Origin of the sequence: Exiguobacterium sp. RIT341, from assembly GCF_000632205.1 — a bacterium.
GTDB lineage: Bacteria > Bacillota > Bacilli > Exiguobacteriales > Exiguobacteriaceae > Exiguobacterium_A.
Map to the genome: position 1 here is coordinate 517,751 of NZ_JFYW01000001.1, position 19,396 is coordinate 537,146.

Genomic DNA, 19,396 nt, shown 5'->3' on the forward strand with positions numbered 1-19,396 from the left:
TCATTATGAAGAAAATCAGTATCATCGGTGGTACAGGATCGATTGGTACGCAGACGCTCGATGTCATTGCGGCTAATCCAGACCTTTTTGAATTGACGAGTTTTGCATTTGGTCGAAACACGACGGTCGCCATACCGTGGTTGAACCGTCTGCAACCGATGCTTGTCGGCGTCCAAGATGAGACGACACGTCAAGAACTCGAGCAACACTTGACTTATCAGCCAACGATCGTTGTCGGTGAAGAAAAATTGCTTGATGTCGTGACGCATCCCGAAGTCGATACGGTCATTACAGCGGTCGTAGGAGCTGTTGGCTTACGTCCAACGCTTGCTGCAATCGAGGCGGGTAAGACGATTGGTCTTGCGAATAAGGAGACACTCGTCACGGCAGGTCATCTTGTCATGAAGTTGGCACGTGAGAAAAACGTGACGATCTTACCAGTTGACAGTGAACATGCGGCGATTTTCCAATGCTTAAACGGGGAACGTCGTGAAGATGTGCGTCAAATCATCTTGACGGCTTCAGGTGGTAGCTTCCGCGACCAAACGCGGGATGAGTTAGCGAATGTTACGGTCGAACAAGCACTAGCGCATCCAAACTGGTCGATGGGAGCAAAAATCACGATTGATTCTGCGACAATGATGAACAAAGGGTTCGAAGTCATTGAAGCACATTGGTTATTTGATGTCGATTATGCAGATATCGATGTCGTCATTCACCGTGAATCCATCATCCACTCGATGGTCGAATTCAACGATGGTGCGGTCATGGCACAACTTGGTATGCCTGACATGCGAGAACCGATTCAGTACGCTCTTACATATCCGTCCCGCCTTGAAATTCAAGGGGGAGAACGGTTAAACTTAAAGGAAATCGGACGCCTACACTTTGCTGATGCTTCATTTGAGCGTTATCCGTTGTTGCGACTTGCTTTTGAAGCAGGTCAAGCCGGCGGATCGATGCCATCAGTACTCAATGCTGCGAACGAACAAGCGGTGGATCGCTTCTTAAAAGGAGACATTCGCTTTTTAGAAATCGAAGCGAGCGTTGAGGCGGCGCTTCAAGCTCATGAACTTATCGAGGAGCCTTCCTTGGATCAAATCCTTGAGGCTGATCGATGGGCGCGTGAGTTCGTATCGTCTCTTACATTCGCTAACTAAGGATGGGATAAGTAATGACGACCTTTATTTCAATCGTGCTGATGTTCGGTGTACTCGTCGCCGTCCATGAATGGGGTCATCTCGTGATGGCGAAACGGGCAGGTATTCTCTGTCGGGAATTCGCGATTGGATTTGGACCGAAGATCTTTTCAGTGTTTAAGAATGAGACGTTGTATACGGTACGTCTGTTGCCAATCGGCGGTTACGTCAAGATGGCGGGTGAAGAACCGGAACTCGTTGAGATCAAATCAGGTCAAACCGTCGGATTACAGTTAAAGGACGGCGTCATCGAGACGATTTATTTCGATGCGGATCGGCCACAAGTCGACCAAGTCGTTACTGTCGAACGGATTGACTTATTGCGTCAACTCGAACTCGTTGGATTACAAGACGAGACATCGGTTCGCTACCCCGTTTCACCGACAGCATTTCTCGTTGAAGGTCAGACACGGACACAAATTGCACCGTACGATCGTACATTCGGTTCGAAATCCGTATGGAAGCGCGTCCTTGCGATCGCTGCAGGACCGTTCATGAACTTTGTCCTCGCGTTCGTTATCCTGTTCGGTCTTGCCTTATATAATGGCTCTCCAACGGGGGACAGCGTCATCGGAACAGTTCAAAAGGGTTCTCCGGCCGATCAAGCTGGACTTGTTGAAGGTGACCGGATTGTCTCGGTCAACGGTCAGGATACAGCCAAATGGACTGATTTACGTGCTGGATTCCAAGATCGTGCCGGTAAAGCGACAGAAGTGAAATACGAACGTGATGGGAAAGAAACGACAACACAAATTACGCCAAAAGTACAACAGCAAGGAGAACAGAAGGTCGGCATCATCGGCGTCACGAATGAGACAGAAAAATCATTCGGGACAGCACTCCAAACCGGAGTTTCAGAAACATGGCGGATGTCGACGCTCATTGTCGGAGCTGTTGGAGATCTCGTGACGGGTGTCGTCGGCGTCGATCAATTATCAGGACCAGTCGGGATCGTCAAAATGACCGATCAGGTCGCAGATAGTGGGTTCTCGATGCTATTGACATGGACAGCATTGTTGTCCGTCAACTTAGCAGTCTTCAACTTATTGCCACTTCCAGCACTTGACGGAGGACGACTGTTGTTCCTCTTCCTTGAAGCCTTACGCGGTAAACCAGTTGATCCTCAAAAAGAAGGATTGGTTCACTTCGTCGGTTTCGCGCTTTTGATGCTACTCATGCTCGTCGTCACTTGGAACGACATTCAAAAATTCTTTTAATTAATCACTCAGTCAAAGGAGTTCGTGACTCATTATGAAACAATCAAAACTATTCATGCCAACGTTGCGTGAAGTACCATCTGATGCAGAAGCCATCAGTCACCAACTCTTGCTTCGTGCAGGATTCATGCGTCAAAATGCCGCTGGGATCTATTCGTATCTACCACTCGCAAAACGAGTACTCGCAAACATCGAGACGATCATCCGCGAGGAATTAGAAGCGGCGGGTGCGCAAGAATTACTGATGCCAGCGATTCAACCAGCTGAACTATGGGAAGAAACAGGACGCTGGGATATCTATGGACCTGAATTAATGCGCTTGACGGATCGTCATGATCGCCGGTTCGCGCTCGGTGCGACACACGAGGAACTGATCACTTCGATCGTTCGTGATGAATTGAACTCGTACAAAAAGTTACCGGTCAATCTCTTCCAGATTCAAATGAAGTACCGTGACGAACGTCGTCCACGTTTCGGTTTATTACGTGGTCGTGAGTTTATCATGAAAGATGCTTACTCGTTCCACTCGTCACAAGAGAGCTTAGACGAAGAGTATCAAAACATGTTTGATACGTATTCGCGGATTTTCACACGTGTCGGTCTTGAGTTCCGTCCAGTCGTCGCTGACTCAGGTGCGATAGGTGGTAGTGGAACACATGAGTTCCATGCGTTAGCAGCAATCGGTGAAGATACGATCGTCTATTCGGATCAGTCGGACTATGCGGCAAACTTAGAGATGGCAGAGTCGATCGATGCCTATCCGAAGCAAGACAAAGCACCAGAAGCACTTGAAGAAGTGCATACGGCAGATGCGAAGACGATCGAAGCGGTCAGCGCACATTTGAATTTACCAGCAAACGAATCAATCAAGACCGTCATCTTCAAGACGGAGCAAGGGCTTGTCATGGCACTCGTCCGGGGCGATCACGAAGTCAACGATATCAAGTTGAAAAACTATCTCGGTGCACTCGACATCACGATGGCGAGCGACGAAGAGATTGAAGCAGCGCTTCACTCAACGCCTGGAACACTTGGACCAATCGGGGCAGATATGAAGGTCGTCGCGGACTACGCGATTCGTGCCTTGACGAACGCTGTCTGTGGTGCAAATAAAGCGGAAACGCATTATATCCATGTCGACCCAAGCCGTGATTTCGAAGCAGAATATACAGACTTGCGCTTCGCAGAAGAAGGTGACGCGTCACCAGACGGTAACGGTCAAGTCAAGTTCGCTCGCGGGATTGAAGTCGGTCAAGTCTTCAAACTCGGAACACGTTACTCAGAAGGAATGGGAGCGACGTTCCTCGACGAGGGCGGTAAAGCACAACCTCTCATCATGGGTTGTTACGGCATTGGTGTCTCGCGGACATTGTCGGCAGTCGTTGAACAACATTATGATGAGCGTGGAATCATTTGGCCAAAAGCAATCGCGCCATACGATGTTCATTTAATCGTCGTCAACGGTAAAAATGCAGAACAACTCGAACTCGGAGAGACACTATACCGTGAGTTGACGGCTGCAGGATTCAGCGTCTTGCTTGACGACCGGAAAGAACGAGCAGGTGTCAAGTTCGCTGATGCTGATTTGATCGGTCTACCGGTTCGCTTGAACGTCGGGAAAAAAGCGACAGAAGGAATCGTCGAATTAAAAGCCCGTCGTGGTGGCGATGCAGAAGAAGTTGGACAGGAACAAGTCGTTGAGGCTGTTCGTTCACTCTATGAAGGTTTAGAATAAAGAATGGAGACGGTCACTTTTCATAAAGTGACTGTTTTCTTGTCTCACACCCATTCGCCCCTTGGGCAATCCGCAAGAGGAGGAGGAGTTGCTGTCACGGTGTGAAGCGATCAGACAGCACAATTGCGAGTGGATACACAACAACGCATGTCACTGTTGCTCAGTGACTTGGAATTACCGAACGGTATCATTGAAGAATACTTTCACGAAGCAGTTCTCGAGAAGCTTCGCGTCAATAAAGCAAAGGCAACCTGGACATTTGAAATTCGCTTGCCACATGTTTTACCCCAAAACGTCTATCAACTCTTTACGAGTCGTTTGACAAGTCGGTATCAGCAATTTGCCGAAGTCAAAATCATATTACACGCAGATAGCCGTCCAGATGAACGGATGTATCATGATTACTGGCCATATGTCGTGCAGGATCTCGCAGATGTCTCATCGGCAATGCGGACACAACTCGGGCGTGTCTTACCGGAGTTTAAAGAACAGAAACTATTCATTCCGGTCCGAAGTGAACCGGAAGCAGGTTTCTTAAAGAGTAGCTTATGTGGGGAATTACAATTACTCTATAGTGCTTACGGATTCCCAAAATTCAACTGTGAACCGATTGTTCAGATCAACGAATCGAAACAAGAAGCGTTGCGAAATCAGGTGAAACAGGAAGACATGGAAGAAGCAAAACGGATGCTCGAGTTGCAATTCAAACGGGAACAATCGCGAGATGACGATGATGGCCCTGTCGAAATCCGGATCGGGAAACCAATTCAAGATGAGATCGTTCCGATCAAGACGATTCAAGATGAGGAACGACGGATTGCGATCCGTGGTCTTGTTTTCTCAGCTGAGAGTCGTGAACTACGAAGTGGGAAGACAATTTTTACGTTCAAGATGACAGATTATACGGACTCGCTCGTCGTCAAAATGTTTGCGCGTGACGAAACAGACGTCAAAATCCTCTCAGCCATCAAAAAAGGCATGTGGATTCAAGCAGCAGGTCGTGTCGAGTTCGATACGTTCCTGCGCGATCTCTGTATGATGATTGCCCAACTGTCAGAAGTGAAGATGGAAGCCCCTGCTGACCCTTGGGCAGGCGAGAAACGCGTCGAGTTACATGCGCACTCGCAAATGAGCCAGATGGACGCCGTCATGAACGTGACAAAATACGTCGAGCGTGCCGCAAAATGGGGTCACCCTGCTGTCGCGATCACGGATCACGCCGGTGCACAAAGTTTTCCGGATGCCTACTATGCCGGAAAGAAAAACGATATCAAGGTACTGTACGGAATTGAAGCAAACGTCGTCAATGACGGGGTGCAAGTCGCCTACCATCCGGTGGAGCGCAATTTGGATGACGCGACATTCGTCGTCTTTGACGTCGAGACAACTGGTTTATCGGCGATGTACAACAAGATCATCGAACTTGCAGCTGTTAAAATCCACGATGGTGATATCATCGATAAATTCGAAGCATTCGCGGATCCGAAGCATCTATTGTCGGCGACGACGATTGACTTGACAGGGATTACCGATGATATGGTCCGGGGAAAACCAGACCCGGAACAAGTCGTCAAGGAATTCATGGACTGGGTCGGCGACTCGATTCTCGTTGCCCACAATGCCTCGTTTGATATTGGATTCTTGAATGCGACACTCCGGTCTGGTGGTCACGATGAATCAGTCTTACCGGTCATTGATACGCTTGAGTTAGCCCGTGTCCTGATGCCGACACTTAAAAACCACCGGTTGAACACACTCGCGAAACGATTTGACATCGAATTGACGCAGCATCACCGCGCCATTTATGATGCGGAAGCGACAGGCTATTTGATGGTCAAGTTGCTTCAAATGGCAGATGAGATGTTCAACATGAAGACACATGCCTCACTCAACCGAGAGATGGGAAAAGATATCTCGCGGGCACGACCATACCACGCGACGGTCTATGCGAAGAACCGGACGGGCTTGAAGAATCTGTACCAATTGATTTCGATTGCTCACACAAAACACGTGCACCGTGTCGTGCGGACACCACGCTCGCAACTCATCGCACATCGGGATGGATTGATCATCGGGTCAGCTTGTGATAACGGCGAGGTATTTGATGCCGCCTTGAATAAGTCGGACGAAGATTTAGCAAAAGTGATGCAATTCTATGATTTCATCGAGATTCAACCACCCGCGATGTATGGTCATTTGATCGAACGGGAAATCGTTCAGAATGAACTTGAACTGCGCGAACTGATCAAAAAGATCATCCGTGTCGCGGAAGAACATGACATCTTACCAGTCGCGACTGGTAACGTACATTATCTCGATCAACATGACGCCACGTATCGAGAAATTTTGATCCGGACGCAAGGTGGAGCGAACATGCTGAACATGCGAAAACAATTGCCACCGGCGCATTTCCGGACGACGAAGGAAATGATGGACGACTTTAAGTTCCTCGGACCGGATGTGTCGGAACGTCTCGTCATCACGAACAGTCAAGCCGTCGCGGAACAGTTCGAGAACATCGATATCATTCCAAAAGATCTTTATACACCGAAGATCGAAGGGGCAGACGAAGAAGTTCGGAATTTGTCGTACGATATGGCGCACCGGATTTACGGCGAGACGTTACCGGAGATCGTCGAAGCCCGACTCGAAAAAGAGTTGAAGTCGATTATCGGTCACGGATTCGCTGTCATCTATTTGATTTCCCATAAACTCGTAAAAAAATCACTCGACGACGGCTATTTGGTCGGTTCACGGGGGTCGGTCGGATCAAGTCTCGTTGCGACGATGACGGAGATCACGGAAGTCAATCCATTGCCGCCACACTATGTCTGTCCGAATTGTAAGGAATCGGAGTTCTTTGATGATGGTTCCGTTGGTTCTGGATTCGATTTGCCGGATAAGTCCTGTTCGAAATGTGATATCCCATTGTTCAAGGATGGTCATGATATTCCGTTTGAAACGTTCCTTGGATTTAAAGGGGATAAGGTACCGGATATCGATTTGAACTTCAGTGGAGAATACCAGCCGCAAGCACACGCCTATACGAAAGTCTTGTTCGGTGACGATTACGTCTACCGTGCCGGAACAATCGGTACGATCGCTGAGAAGACGGCGTATGGCTATGTCAAAGGGTATCAGTCAGAGAATGAGCTGACATATCGGAATGCGGAAGTCGATCGTCTTGTCAGTGGTGTCACTGGCGTCAAACGGACGACTGGTCAACACCCGGGAGGGATCATCGTCGTACCGGACTACATGGATATCTATGATATCAGTCCGATTCAGTATCCGGCAGACGATATGGGTTCTGAATGGAAGACGACACACTTCGACTTCCATTCGATTCACGATAACTTACTCAAACTCGATATCCTCGGTCACGATGATCCGACGATGATCCGGATGCTACAGGATTTATCGGGACGTGATCCGAAGACGATTCCCGTCGATGATCCAGAAGTGATGAAAATCTTCAGTTCGACGGAATCGATCGGTGTGACGCCGGAACAGATTGATTCAAAAACCGGAACGCTCGGTATTCCGGAGTTTGGGACGAAGTTCGTTCGCCAAATGTTAGAGGAGACGAAACCGACGACGTTCTCAGAGCTCGTTCAGATTTCAGGACTCTCGCACGGAACGGATGTCTGGCTTGGAAACGCCAGCGAATTGATCTACAACGGAACGTGTGAACTAAAAGATGTCATCGGTTGTCGAGATGACATCATGGTCTACTTGATCTACGCCGGTCTTGAACCGTCACTTGCCTTTAAAATCATGGAGTCGGTCCGTAAAGGGAAAGGACTCTCGATTGACATGGAAGAGGCGATGATTGAGAACGATGTGCCACTCTGGTATATCGATTCTTGTAAGAAAATCAAGTACATGTTCCCGAAAGCCCATGCTGCTGCCTACGTCTTGATGGCTGTCCGGATTGCCTATTATAAAGTCCATCATCCGATGTATTACTACGCTTCGTACTTTACGGTACGTGCGGGTGATTTTGATATCGGTGCGATGAATAAGGGCTCTGCTGCCGTTCGGAAAGTCTTGCAAGACATCAAGGACAAAGGTTTCGAAGCGACGGCGAAGGATAAGGGATTGTACACGGTTCTTGAAATCGCGCTTGAGATGATCGAACGCGGCTTTACGTTCCAAAAGGTCGATCTCTATCGCTCGAGTGCAACGGAATTCCTCATTGACGGGGATACGTTGTTACCACCTTTTAACGCCGTGACAGGTCTAGGGACGAATGCTGCGAAGCAAATCGTCGAAGCACGTAAAGGCGGCGAATTCCTCTCGAAGGAAGACCTCCAAAAACGCGCCAAATTGTCGAAATCGATCATCGAGACGCTCGATAACCTAGGCTGTCTCGAAGGGTTACCAGACGAGAATCAGCTCTCCTTGTTCGACTTGTAAGCCCTTAGGAACACTTGCTTTGAGCGCTTTCCTATGCTATATTGAGTGAGGAAATGTTTTTTATACTACGACTTGGAAGGAGTAGGGGGACCTGCTCCTTTCTTGTTTGTTTTTTGAAGGAGGATGAAGATGACGAACGTAACGGAAAAGGTCGAAGCGCTCGCAAAACCAATCGTCGAACGAGAGGGGATGGAGCTAGTCGACGTTGAATTCGTCAAAGAAGGGGCGGATTGGTTCCTACGTGTCTCCATCGACAAAGAGGGTGGCGTAGATCTTGAAGACTGCGTCAAAATCAATGAACAGTTATCGGAAGCATTGAATGACAATGATCCGATCGACGAGCCGTATTACCTCGACGTCGCTAGTCCAGGAGCGGAACGTCCACTGAAGAAAGACGAGGACTTCGAAAAGGCGATTGGGAAACATGTGTACATCAAAACGCACGATCCAGTAAAGAATGCGGTTGAATTCGAAGGAACGTTGCTCGCGTACACACCTGAGATGCTTGAAATCGAAGTGCGTGTCAAAACAAGAAAATTGAAAATTGAGATACCGGTCGACAAGATTTCACTTGCGCGACTTGCGGTAATGTTCTGACGGAAAGGAAGAGAACGATGGGACCACAGTTACTCGAGGCGATCAATCAAATCGCGAAAGAGAAGGAAATTGACAAGAACATCATCATCGATGCGCTCGAACAGGCATTGATTTCAGCGTACCGACGCAACTTCGGAAAAGAGTCGGAGGCTGTAAAGGTCGAATTCGACCAGCAGACAGGAGACATTCGTGTCTTCGCGCTCAAGGAAGTCGTCGAACGATTGACGCAACCAGAGGAACAACTCTCGCTTGAAGAGGCGCACGAAATCGATCCGACATATGAACTCGGCGATTTCCATAAAGTCGAAGTGACGCCAGGCGATTTTGGTCGCGTTGCGGCACAAACAGCAAAACAAATCGTCACACAAAAAATGCGTGAAGCAGAACGCGAACGCATTTACAATCACTTCGCGGATCGTGAAGACGAGATCATGACGGGTATCGTCGAGCGTCAAGATGCACGCAACTTGTACGTCAACCTAGAAGGTATCGAAGCTGTCTTGACGACACACGAGCAAATGCCGAACGAGCGTTTCGGGATTCGTGATCGCATCAAGGTGTACGTCACGAAGGTTGATCCGATGGTCAAAGGATCAGGAGCATCAATTCTCGTATCACGGACACATCCAGGTCTCTTAAAACGTCTCTTTGAAATCGAAGTACCAGAGATTTCAAGTGGCGAAGTCGAAGTCAAGTCTGTGGCGCGTGAAGCGGGCGACCGTTCGAAAATCGCAGTCGCAGCGGACGACATCGATCCAGTCGGTGCATGTGTCGGACAAAAAGGGGCGCGTGTTCAACGCATCGTCAATGATTTGAACGGGGAAAAAATCGATATCGTTCGTTACTCGGATGATCCGAAAGAATATGTCGCGAACGCACTCAGCCCAGCTCAAGTCGTTGCGGTCTATGTCAACGAACCAGCGAAAGCGACAATCGTCGTCGTTCCAGATTTCCAACTGTCGCTTGCAATCGGGAAACGTGGTCAAAACGCACGTCTCGCAGCGAAATTGACAGGATGGAAAATCGACATCAAGAGCGAGTCTGAAGCGGAAGCGATGGATCTCGAAGATGTCTTCGCGACGGAAGAGCCGGCAGTAGAAGCGGTCCAAGTCGAAGGCGAGGAATAATTCGTGCAAAAAAAGGTACCATTACGTAAGTGTGTCATCACACAAGAAATGAAACCGAAAAAAGAATTAATTCGTGTCGTCCGGACACCTGAACAAGAGGTCGTCATCGATTTAAATGGTAAGATGAATGGGCGAGGTGCCTATTTATCGAAAGATGCGGCAGTCATTGCGACGGCGAAGAAAAAACGGACGCTTGATCATCATTTAAAGGTCAAGACGACAGATGCCTTATACGATGAATTGCTTGAAATCGCGGGAGGTACAAATGAGTAAATGGGAATCCCTTCTCGGTCTCGCGAATCGAGCTAGAAAAGTGACGACGGGAGAAGAACTCGTACTGAAAGAAGTACGAGGAGGGCAAGCGAAGCTTGTTCTTTTAGCAGCAGATGCGGGGGCTGCCACGCGTAAGAAAGTCACAGATAAATGTACGAGTTATCAGGTTCCTTACCTAGAAGTCGCCGACCGTACGATTCTCGGTCAAGCATTAGGAAAGGATGCGCGTGTTGTCGTGTCAGTCAATGAAGCCGGATTTGCGAAAAAGCTAACTGAACTCCTCTCGAACGACTAATTGGAGGTGGATCCTTTGGGTAAACGTGTATACGAATTCGCCAAGGAACAAAATGTAACAAGTAAGCAGGTCATCACCCAGCTTGAAAAGCTGGAGAAACCAGTCAAGAATCATATGGCAGTATTAGATGAACAGACAGTACAGCAACTCGATCAAGTATTTAATCCCGAGAAATATCGGGCTCAAAAGACGGAGGCTCCAAAACAAGTGAAATCAGATAATAAACCGAACCGACCAGGAAGTACAAACAAACCAGCAGGTAACCAATCACGTAATAGCAAAGGCGGACGCCCAGAATTCGGCAACCGTAACAACCGTGGCGGCAAACGTCGTCCGAACCAAAAGAAAGCAGAACCGCGTAAACTTGAAGTAGCGGATCCGAACTCGAAGTCAAGTCAACGTAAAGCTGCTCGCCGTGCACAAGAAGAGGCGATGGCAAACGTCGTTCAATACTCTGACAACTTGACAGTCGGTGAACTCGCTGAAAAAATGGCGAAAAAACCGAATGAACTGATCATGAAATTGATGGGTCTCGGTGTCATGGCGAACATCAACCAAGATCTTGATGACGAGACAGTGGAACTTCTCGCGACAGAGTTCGGCTTTGAAGTCGAGAAGACAGTCCAAGTCGATGAGACGGACTTTGATCAGTACGAATTGAATCTCGACCAGTACGAATTGTCTGAGCGTCCACCGGTCGTTACGATCATGGGACACGTTGACCACGGTAAAACGACATTGCTCGATTCGATCCGTAACACGAAGGTTACTGCAGGCGAAGCTGGCGGGATCACACAGCACATCGGTGCTTACCAAGTTGAGATCGACGGCAAGAAAATCACGTTCCTCGATACACCAGGTCACGCGGCGTTCACGACGATGCGTGCACGTGGAGCAGATGTCACGGATATCGCGATCATCGTCGTTGCAGCGGATGACGGTGTCATGCCACAGACAGAAGAAGCGATCAGCCACGCGAAAGCAGCTGGCGTTCCAATCATCGTTGCTGTCAACAAGATGGATAAAGAAGGCGCAAACCCAGACCGTGTCAAACAAGAATTGACAGAGTTCGAACTCGTTGCAGAGGACTGGGGTGGCGATACGATCTTCGTACCCGTTTCAGCACTTAAAGGTGACGGCATTGATGAATTGCTCGAAATGATTCTTCTCGTTTCAGAAGTACAAGAATACAAATCAACACCAGAAATGAACGGTCGCGGAACAGTCATCGAGGCGAAACTCGATAAAGGACGCGGTCCAGTCGCGACGCTTCTCGTACAACACGGGACACTTCGTGTTGGGGATCCAATCGTTGTCGGTCACACGTTCGGTCGTATCCGGGCAATGGTCAACGATATCGGTCGTCGTGTTAAAGAAGTTGGACCATCGACGCCAATCGAAATCACAGGTTTGAACGACGTACCGAAAGCAGGCGATCAATTCTTCGCATTCGAAGATGAGAAAAAAGCCCGCCAAATCGGTGAAGCGCGTTACCAGCGTGAAATCGAAGCACAACGTCGTGATTCGGCGAAAGTCAGCTTAGAAGATCTCTTCGATCGTATTAAAGAAGGCGAAGTCAAGGACCTCAACATCATCATCAAAGGTGACGTACAAGGTTCAGTTGAAGCCTTAGCCGGTTCATTGAAGAAAATTGATGTCGAAGGTGTTAAAATTAACATCGTACACTCAGGTGTCGGTGCCATCACGGAAGGTGACGTCATCCTTGCTTCGGCAGCGAATGCGATCATCATCGGATTCAACGTTCGTCCGGATGGTAACGCGAAATCAATGGCGGATCAGGAGAAAGTCGAAATTCGTCTTCACCGGATCATCTATAACGCAATCGAAGAAATCGAGCAAGCGATGAAAGGTCTTCTTGATCCTGAATTCGTTGAAAAAATCATCGGTCAAGCTGAAGTCCGCGATGTCATCAAAGTATCGAAAGTCGGTACGATCGCAGGTGGATATGTCACAGAAGGTAAGTTGACGCGTGATGCAGGCGTCCGTGTCGTTCGTGACAGTATCGTCATCTACGAAGGAAAACTCGATACACTTCGTCGTTTCAAAGATGATGTCAAAGAAGTCGCTACTGGCTATGAGTGTGGAATTAAGATTGAAAAATATGATGATATCAAAGTCGATGATGTCATCGAAGCGTTCATCATGGAAGAAGTCAAACGGAAGTAACAGAACGGAATCCATTCTTCCGAACTGGAGGGAATAACTATGAGTTTACGCTCGAATCGTGTCGCCGAACAGATGCGTAAGGAAATTACGCAATTGCTCATCAAAGATGTCAAGGATCCTCGCGTCAAGACGATTACCGTCACAGGTGTCGAAGTGACAGGAGACTTACAACAAGCGACGATCTTCTACTCGGTCCTCGGTGACGAAAAAGCACGTGAGGATGCGCGCATCGGTCTCGAAAGATCAAAAGGCTTCATGCGCAAGGAAATCGGATCGCGGATTCGTCTACGGAAAACACCTGAACTATTGTTCGAGGTCGATTCTTCTGTCGAATACGGATCACGCATTGATGAGTTGCTTCGGAATTTGAACAAAGATTAACATCTAAGGCAACCACGTGTGTGGTTGCCTTTTTTCAAGGAGGAAATAACGTGGAACCCATCGGAGTATTACCGTTAGATAAACCAGCGGGTATGACGAGTCATGATTGCGTCTTTCGTCTACGTCGCTTGTTTCAAACGAAAAAAGTCGGACATACTGGTACGCTTGATCCGGAAGTAACGGGTGTCTTACCGATTTGTCTCGGTCGAGCGACGAAGCTTGCCCGCTTCATCACAGATGAAGGAAAGCGCTACGCGGCGGAAGTGACGATTGGCTTTGCAACGACAACGGAAGATGCGCACGGGGAAACAGTTCGCGAAACAGCGGTTGAACCGGGAACTATTACCGAGGAAGCAATTGAGGACATCTTGACTCAATTGACAGGAGAGATCGAGCAGACGCCACCGTATTATTCAGCTGTTAAAGTGAATGGGAAAAAATTATATGAATATGCCCGAAAAGGCATTGAAGTCGAACGACCGACACGAATCGTCCGCATCGATCGATTAGAACGGACATCAGACCTTGTGTTCGAAGGTGGTCTTTGTCGTTTCCGTCTTGATATCGCTTGTGGAAAAGGAACGTATATTCGGACATTAGCAGTAGAAATCGGAGAACGACTTGGTTACGCGGCACACATGAGTGAACTACGCCGGACAGGCTCTGGTGCGATTGCTGAGACGGATACAGTGACTCTTGAGACACTCGAATCGTATGAGACGGTCGAAGAACGGATGCAACACGTTCTACCGATTGAACACGTCATCCAAAAATGGCCACGCTTGACGGTCGATGCGTCGACTGCACAGCGTGTGTTGAACGGAGCAAAGCTGACAAGCATTCCAGTCGAATTCGAGCTGTTTACTGTCTATAATGAAGAAGACGTACCTTTAGCGCTATATCGACGTCTTCCAGAAGAACAGGTAGCACGCGTTGAGGTCATGCTACAAATCGATTAAGATCGGAGAGAGCATCATGGACATCATACATTTAACATATCCGGAACAACCTCAAAAAGACCCTGCTGTCATCGCACTCGGCTTTTTTGACGGTGTACATCTCGGACATCAGCAAGTCATCGCAGCAGCACTAAAAGAAGCGGAGGCTCGTCGCCTGCCTTTGGCTGTCATGACCTTTGATCCCCATCCGAAACAAGTGCTTGGTAAAGGGGATGAACCAGTCCACTACATCACGCCGCTTGAACGCAAATTAGAGAAACTCGAGCAGCTTGGTGTCGATCGTGTTTATGTGATTGAGTTTACGATTCCTTTCTCGGAATTATCACCGCAAGCTTTCGTCGACGAATATCTGATTGCGTCTGGAGCAGAACACGTCGTTGCTGGATTCGATTATTCCTACGGTCGCTTCGGAGCCGGCAAAATGGCGACGCTTGATTTTCATAGTCGTGGCACATTTACGCATACCGTTGTAGCAGAATTCCAAGAAGAAGCTGAAAAGATCAGCTCAACCCGGATTCGTCGTTTACTTGCTGCAGGAGAAGTCGAACCGGCTGCACGTTTGCTTGGAGAACCCTACCAAATCAAAGGCACGATCATTCACGGTGACGCACGCGGACGGCAAATCGGTTTCCCGACAGCCAACATGCGACCGGAATTCGCCTACGTCATTCCGAAACTTGGTGTGTATGCGACATTCGTTCGCTTAGCAGACGGTCGCCGGTTCAAGGCGATGACGAATGTCGGGAGACGCCCAACGTTCTATGAGACGGGAGACGTCAGTATCGAGACGCATCTTCTTGACTTTGATGAAGATCTTTATGGTCAAGAATTGACGCTTGAATGGATCGCTTACTTACGCGATGAAAAAGCCTTCAACGGTATCGATCAATTGAAAGAACAATTGGCACGGGACCGCGAAGAAGCAAATGTACAATTAAGCGTTTGACAGTACGGACAGGGTTCGTTATGATAGGTCAGTACGATCACGTACAGCCGATTCACTTGGCATCTGGTCTCACCATCCGATGCTCGGGAATACGGTCATTCATAAGATGGAGGTGGAGTGACAATGGCACTCACAAAAGAACGTAAAAACGAAATCATCGAAGCATATGCTACGAAACAAGGCGATACTGGTTCGCCGGAAGTACAAGTTGCTGTTTTAACTGAACAGATCACAACTTTGAACGATCACTTACGTACACACAAAAAGGATCACCACTCACGTCGTGGTCTCTTGAAAATGGTCGGTCGTCGCCGTAACTTGCTCACATACCTTCGTAACAAGGATGTTGCACGTTACCGTTCGTTGATCGAGCGTCTTGGTCTCCGTCGCTAATCCCGACGAGAACGAGGTAGGGAAGCAGGAGCATCGTCTCCTGTTTCTTTTTTTTGCCGATTCATGGACTTTTTGCGCAAGAACCTACATAATTAGATTTGAATGAAAAAACGGATAGCAGTGAGAGGAGATTTGTGCATGTCACAAACAAAACAGACGTTTTCGACCGAACTCGGTGGACGTCCATTAACGATTGAAATCGGTCAATTAGCAAAACAAGCGAACGGAGCAGCATTGATTCGCTACGGTGATACAGCCGTTCTTGCTACGGTCGTTGCATCAAAACAACCAAAGGACTTAGATTTCTTCCCATTAACAGTGAACTATGAAGAAAAATTATATGCGGCAGGGAAAATCCCAGGTGGATTCCTTAAACGTGAAGGACGTCCTGGAGAGAGCGCGATCTTGACTTCGCGTCTGATCGACCGTCCAATCCGTCCATTATTCCCGGATGGTTTCCGTCACGACGTACAAGTGGCGACGACGGTTCTTTCGTCAGATGCTGACAATTCACCAGAAGTCGCTGCGATGATCGGGGCTTCGATTGCGCTTTCGATCTCGGATATTCCATTCGACGGTCCAATCGCAGGTGTGACGATCGGTCGCGTCGACGGAGAATTCGTCGTGAACCCGACTTCAGCGCAAATGGAAGTCAGCGACATCGACCTTCAAGTTGCTGGAACAAAACATGCCGTCAACATGGTTGAAGCAGGTGCGAAGGAAGTATCGGAACAAGCAATGCTTGAAGCGATTTTACTTGGACACGATGTCATCAAGGAAATGATCGCGTTCCAAGAAGAAATCGTCGCACAAGTCGGTAAAGGGAAGTTCGAATATACGGTATCAAGCTTCGATGAGACAATCGTCAATCGCCTGAAAGCAGAAGCATTAGCAGAAGTCACACAAGCGGTTCAAGTTGAAGAAAAACAAGCGCGTGACATTGCTATCAACGAAGTCATCGCAAAATACATCGAGTTGTATGCAGCTGACGAGTCCGTCACAGCAGAGCAACTGGCTGAAGTATCAGGCGTGCTCAACAAGTTCGTCAAAGACGAAGTCCGTCGTCTCATCACGGAAGACAAAGTTCGTCCAGATGGTCGTGGTCTTGCTGAGATCCGTCCGCTTGATTCAGAAGTCGGTCTCTTGCCACGTGCACACGGTTCAGGTCTGTTCACACGCGGTCAGACACAAGTCTTGTCTGTAGCGACACTTGGTGTTGCGGGTGACGCTCAAATCATTGATGGACTTGGTCTGAAGGAAGAGAAACGTTTCATGCACCATTATAACTTCCCACCATTCTCAGTTGGGGAAGCACGTCCGATGCGTGCACCAGGTCGTCGTGAAATTGGTCACGGGGCACTCGGAGAACGCGCACTTTTACCAGTTCTTCCGAATGAAGTTGATTTCCCGTACACGATTCGTCTCGTATCAGAAGTGCTTGAGTCGAACGGTTCTTCATCACAGGCTTCCATCTGTGGTTCGATCCTTGCCATGATGGATGCGGGTGTTCCATTAAAAGCACCTGTCGCTGGTATCGCGATGGGCTTGATCATGGAAGGCGAAAATTACTCGATCTTGACAGATATCCAAGGGATGGAAGATCATCTCGGAGATATGGACTTTAAAGTCGCTGGAACTCACGAAGGTGTCACAGCTCTCCAAATGGATATGAAAATTGGCGGAATCACGCGTCAAATTCTTGAAGAAGCACTTGAACAAGCACGTCTTGGTCGTCTGCATATTCTTGAGCATATGCAATCTGTCATTGCTGAACCGCGTGTCGAATTGTCGCAATACGCGCCGAAAATCGTCACACTTAAAATCAATCCAGATAAAATCCGTGATGTCATCGGACCTGGTGGTAAAGTCATCAACGGTATCATCGATGAGACAGGCGTTAAGATCGACATCGATCAAGACGGAACAGTCTTTATCGCTTCGACGGATCAAGCTGGCATCGATCGTGCCCGTCAATTGATCGAAGATATCGTCCGTGAAGTCGTCGTCGGTGAAGAATTCGATGGAACGGTCCGTCGCGTTGAGAAATTCGGTGCATTCGTCGAATTGTTCAAAGGAAAAGACGCACTCGTCCACATCTCGGAACTCGCACTTGACCGTGTTGGTCAAACGGAAGATGTCGTTAAACTTGGAGATAAGCTAAAAGTCCGTGTCACAGAAATCGATGACAAAGGACGCGTTAACGCGTCGCACAAAGTCCTGCTCGTCGAAGGATTAAGCGAAGAAGACCGTGCCGCATACGAAGAAAAGAAAAAGACAGAGCGTGAGAACCGCCCGCCACGCCGGGATCAGGGTTCACGCCCACCACGTGACGGACAACGTCCACCACGTCGTAACTAATGAATCCAAGGTGGCTCGACGGTGCAGAGAATGCAACGAGAGCCACCTTGTTTCCTATATTTGGAGGAATTACTATGATCGAACGGATACAACTAGAAAACGGGGTTCGACTAATCGTTGAACGGATGCCAGAAGCACGCAGCGTCGCGACCGGAATCTTCATTCAAGCAGGAAGTCGGACGGAACAGATCGAGGAGCATGGTATCAGTCATCTCATCGAGCATATGATGTTCAAAGGAACAAAACGCCATACGGCAAAAGAGATTGCGGTTTATTTTGACCGACTTGGTGGAAATATTAATGCGTTCACGAGTAAGGATCAAACGTGTTATTACGTCAAGACATTAGATGAACATGCAGGTGAAGCCTTTCAAGTGTTGGCGGACATGTTCCTCGAATCGACGTTCGATGCGGAGGAACTAGAAAAAGAGAAAAAGGTCGTCATTGAAGAGATTAAAATGTACGATGACACACCAGATGATCTCGTCCATGAGTTATTAGCTGTTGCGGCTTACGGAGAGGATGTCATGGCTCGTCCGATTCTTGGAACGGAAGAGAGTGTGCTTCGGATTGATCGTACAATGATTGAACAGTATCTCGAAGAAGCATATGCTCCGGATCAAATCGTCATTTCCGTTGCCGGAAACGTCTCAGACGAGTTGATTACGCAGATTCAAGAGCGGATGTCGATCCTCATATCACGATCGAAGACCCGTGAGACAGCGTCACCAAGGTTACAAAATGGTGTGATTCGTAAGGAAAAGGATACGGAACAGGCACATATTTGTTATAATTTCCGTGCGATTCCTTCTGCTGATCCACGATTGCCTGCCCTCGCCTTACTCAACAATGCATTCGGTGCGACGATGTCGAGTCGCTTGTTCCAATCAATCCGAGAGGAACGCGGTCTTGCTTATTCAGTCTTTTCCTATTACACGACGTTTGACGATCATGGCACGTTCACGATTTATGTCGGTACGTCTCCGGAATCAGTCGAAGAGGTCGAACAGGTTCTCGCTGCTGAGATTGATCGCTTGAAGCGGGACGGACTATCCGCTAAGGAACTCGAAGATGGCATTGAACAGCTAAAAGGTTCTCTGATTTTAGGAAACGAAGGCACATCGAGCCATATGAACCGAAATGCCCGAAATGAGTTGCATCTGCATCGTCACCCGTCACTCGAAGAAGTACTAGCGGATGTAGAACGAATTCGTCCATCGGACATCGAAGGGCTGATTGAGCACATCTTTTCGGAGGAACCGGCAAAGGCCTATATTCTTCCGGCAGACCAGGAAGAGGAAGCATGACAG

At 48.3% G+C, this 19,396-nt stretch carries 15 protein-coding genes; all 15 read left to right on the plus strand.

Going from position 1 to position 19,396, the window contains the following annotated elements:
* Positions 1-5 precede the first annotated feature (5 nt).
* The 15 genes from BW42_RS02605 to BW42_RS02675 all read left to right on the plus strand — a co-directional run bounded on the left by BW42_RS02605 (position 6) and on the right by BW42_RS02675 (position 19,393).
* Positions 6-1,160: a 1-deoxy-D-xylulose-5-phosphate reductoisomerase gene (locus BW42_RS02605; protein WP_035407056.1), complete on the plus strand. Its 1,155-nt coding sequence runs from the start codon at positions 6-8 to the stop codon at positions 1,158-1,160.
* 14 nt (positions 1,161-1,174) lie between these two features.
* Complete coding sequence (rseP, locus tag BW42_RS02610; protein WP_035407059.1) at positions 1,175-2,416, plus strand: RIP metalloprotease RseP; 1,242 nt, start codon at positions 1,175-1,177, stop codon at positions 2,414-2,416.
* A 34-nt stretch (positions 2,417-2,450) separates the two neighbouring features.
* A complete protein-coding gene (locus BW42_RS02615; RefSeq protein WP_035407061.1) occupies positions 2,451-4,151 on the plus strand; it encodes a proline--tRNA ligase in 1,701 nt (566 codons plus the stop codon).
* Between the two features lie 147 nt (positions 4,152-4,298).
* Positions 4,299-8,570, plus strand: a complete 4,272-nt coding sequence (locus BW42_RS02620; protein ID WP_197026226.1) for a PolC-type DNA polymerase III — start codon at positions 4,299-4,301, stop codon at positions 8,568-8,570.
* Positions 8,571-8,699: 129 nt separating this feature from the next.
* A complete protein-coding gene (gene rimP / locus BW42_RS02625) occupies positions 8,700-9,167 on the plus strand; it encodes a ribosome maturation factor RimP (protein WP_023468684.1) in 468 nt (155 codons plus the stop codon).
* A gap of 17 nt (positions 9,168-9,184) precedes the next feature.
* Entirely contained in the window at positions 9,185-10,294 is a 1,110-nt protein-coding gene (gene nusA, locus BW42_RS02630; RefSeq protein WP_023468683.1) for a transcription termination factor NusA, read from the plus strand.
* A gap of 3 nt (positions 10,295-10,297) precedes the next feature.
* Positions 10,298-10,567, plus strand: a complete 270-nt coding sequence (rnpM, locus tag BW42_RS02635; protein ID WP_023468682.1) for an RNase P modulator RnpM — start codon at positions 10,298-10,300, stop codon at positions 10,565-10,567.
* Positions 10,560-10,862: a YlxQ family RNA-binding protein gene (locus BW42_RS02640; RefSeq protein WP_023468681.1), complete on the plus strand. Its 303-nt coding sequence runs from the start codon at positions 10,560-10,562 to the stop codon at positions 10,860-10,862. The genes rnpM and BW42_RS02640 overlap by 8 nt, the downstream gene beginning before the upstream one ends.
* Before the next feature lie 15 nt (positions 10,863-10,877).
* The gene (gene infB, locus BW42_RS02645; protein WP_035407064.1) at positions 10,878-13,049 is read left to right on the plus strand and encodes a translation initiation factor IF-2; all 2,172 of its coding nucleotides are present in this window, start codon (positions 10,878-10,880) and stop codon (positions 13,047-13,049) included.
* A 39-nt stretch (positions 13,050-13,088) separates the two neighbouring features.
* On the plus strand, positions 13,089-13,430 hold the full coding sequence (gene rbfA, locus BW42_RS02650) for a 30S ribosome-binding factor RbfA (protein ID WP_035407069.1): 342 nt from the start codon (positions 13,089-13,091) through the stop codon (positions 13,428-13,430).
* A gap of 50 nt (positions 13,431-13,480) precedes the next feature.
* Entirely contained in the window at positions 13,481-14,389 is a 909-nt protein-coding gene (gene truB / locus BW42_RS02655) for a tRNA pseudouridine(55) synthase TruB (protein WP_035407072.1), read from the plus strand.
* Positions 14,390-14,405: 16 nt separating this feature from the next.
* A complete protein-coding gene (locus BW42_RS02660) occupies positions 14,406-15,335 on the plus strand; it encodes a bifunctional riboflavin kinase/FAD synthetase (RefSeq protein WP_035407075.1) in 930 nt (309 codons plus the stop codon).
* A 123-nt stretch (positions 15,336-15,458) separates the two neighbouring features.
* Entirely contained in the window at positions 15,459-15,728 is a 270-nt protein-coding gene (rpsO, locus tag BW42_RS02665) for a 30S ribosomal protein S15 (RefSeq protein WP_023468676.1), read from the plus strand.
* Positions 15,729-15,866: 138 nt separating this feature from the next.
* A complete protein-coding gene (gene pnp / locus BW42_RS02670; protein ID WP_035407078.1) occupies positions 15,867-18,086 on the plus strand; it encodes a polyribonucleotide nucleotidyltransferase in 2,220 nt (739 codons plus the stop codon).
* A 74-nt stretch (positions 18,087-18,160) separates the two neighbouring features.
* A complete protein-coding gene (locus BW42_RS02675; RefSeq protein ID WP_035407082.1) occupies positions 18,161-19,393 on the plus strand; it encodes a pitrilysin family protein in 1,233 nt (410 codons plus the stop codon).
* The last annotated feature ends 3 nt before the right edge of the window (positions 19,394-19,396 follow it).

What these genes read in the sequence shown, in the direction of transcription:
- nusA (WP_023468683.1), top strand. Translation starts at nt 9,185, where the DNA reads ATGGGACCACAGTTACTCGAGGCGATCAATCAAATCGCGAAAGAGAAG.
- rpsO (WP_023468676.1), top strand. Translation starts at nt 15,459, where the DNA reads ATGGCACTCACAAAAGAACGTAAAAACGAAATCATCGAAGCATATGCT.
- BW42_RS02675 (WP_035407082.1), top strand. Translation starts at nt 18,161, where the DNA reads ATGATCGAACGGATACAACTAGAAAACGGGGTTCGACTAATCGTTGAA.
- pnp (WP_035407078.1), top strand. Translation starts at nt 15,867, where the DNA reads ATGTCACAAACAAAACAGACGTTTTCGACCGAACTCGGTGGACGTCCA.
- BW42_RS02620 (WP_197026226.1), top strand. Translation starts at nt 4,299, where the DNA reads ATGTCACTGTTGCTCAGTGACTTGGAATTACCGAACGGTATCATTGAA.
- rbfA (WP_035407069.1), top strand. Translation starts at nt 13,089, where the DNA reads ATGAGTTTACGCTCGAATCGTGTCGCCGAACAGATGCGTAAGGAAATT.
- rseP (WP_035407059.1), top strand. Translation starts at nt 1,175, where the DNA reads ATGACGACCTTTATTTCAATCGTGCTGATGTTCGGTGTACTCGTCGCC.
- rimP (WP_023468684.1), top strand. Translation starts at nt 8,700, where the DNA reads ATGACGAACGTAACGGAAAAGGTCGAAGCGCTCGCAAAACCAATCGTC.
- BW42_RS02660 (WP_035407075.1), top strand. Translation starts at nt 14,406, where the DNA reads ATGGACATCATACATTTAACATATCCGGAACAACCTCAAAAAGACCCT.
- BW42_RS02605 (WP_035407056.1), top strand. Translation starts at nt 6, where the DNA reads ATGAAGAAAATCAGTATCATCGGTGGTACAGGATCGATTGGTACGCAG.
- BW42_RS02615 (WP_035407061.1), top strand. Translation starts at nt 2,451, where the DNA reads ATGAAACAATCAAAACTATTCATGCCAACGTTGCGTGAAGTACCATCT.
- BW42_RS02640 (WP_023468681.1), top strand. Translation starts at nt 10,560, where the DNA reads ATGAGTAAATGGGAATCCCTTCTCGGTCTCGCGAATCGAGCTAGAAAA.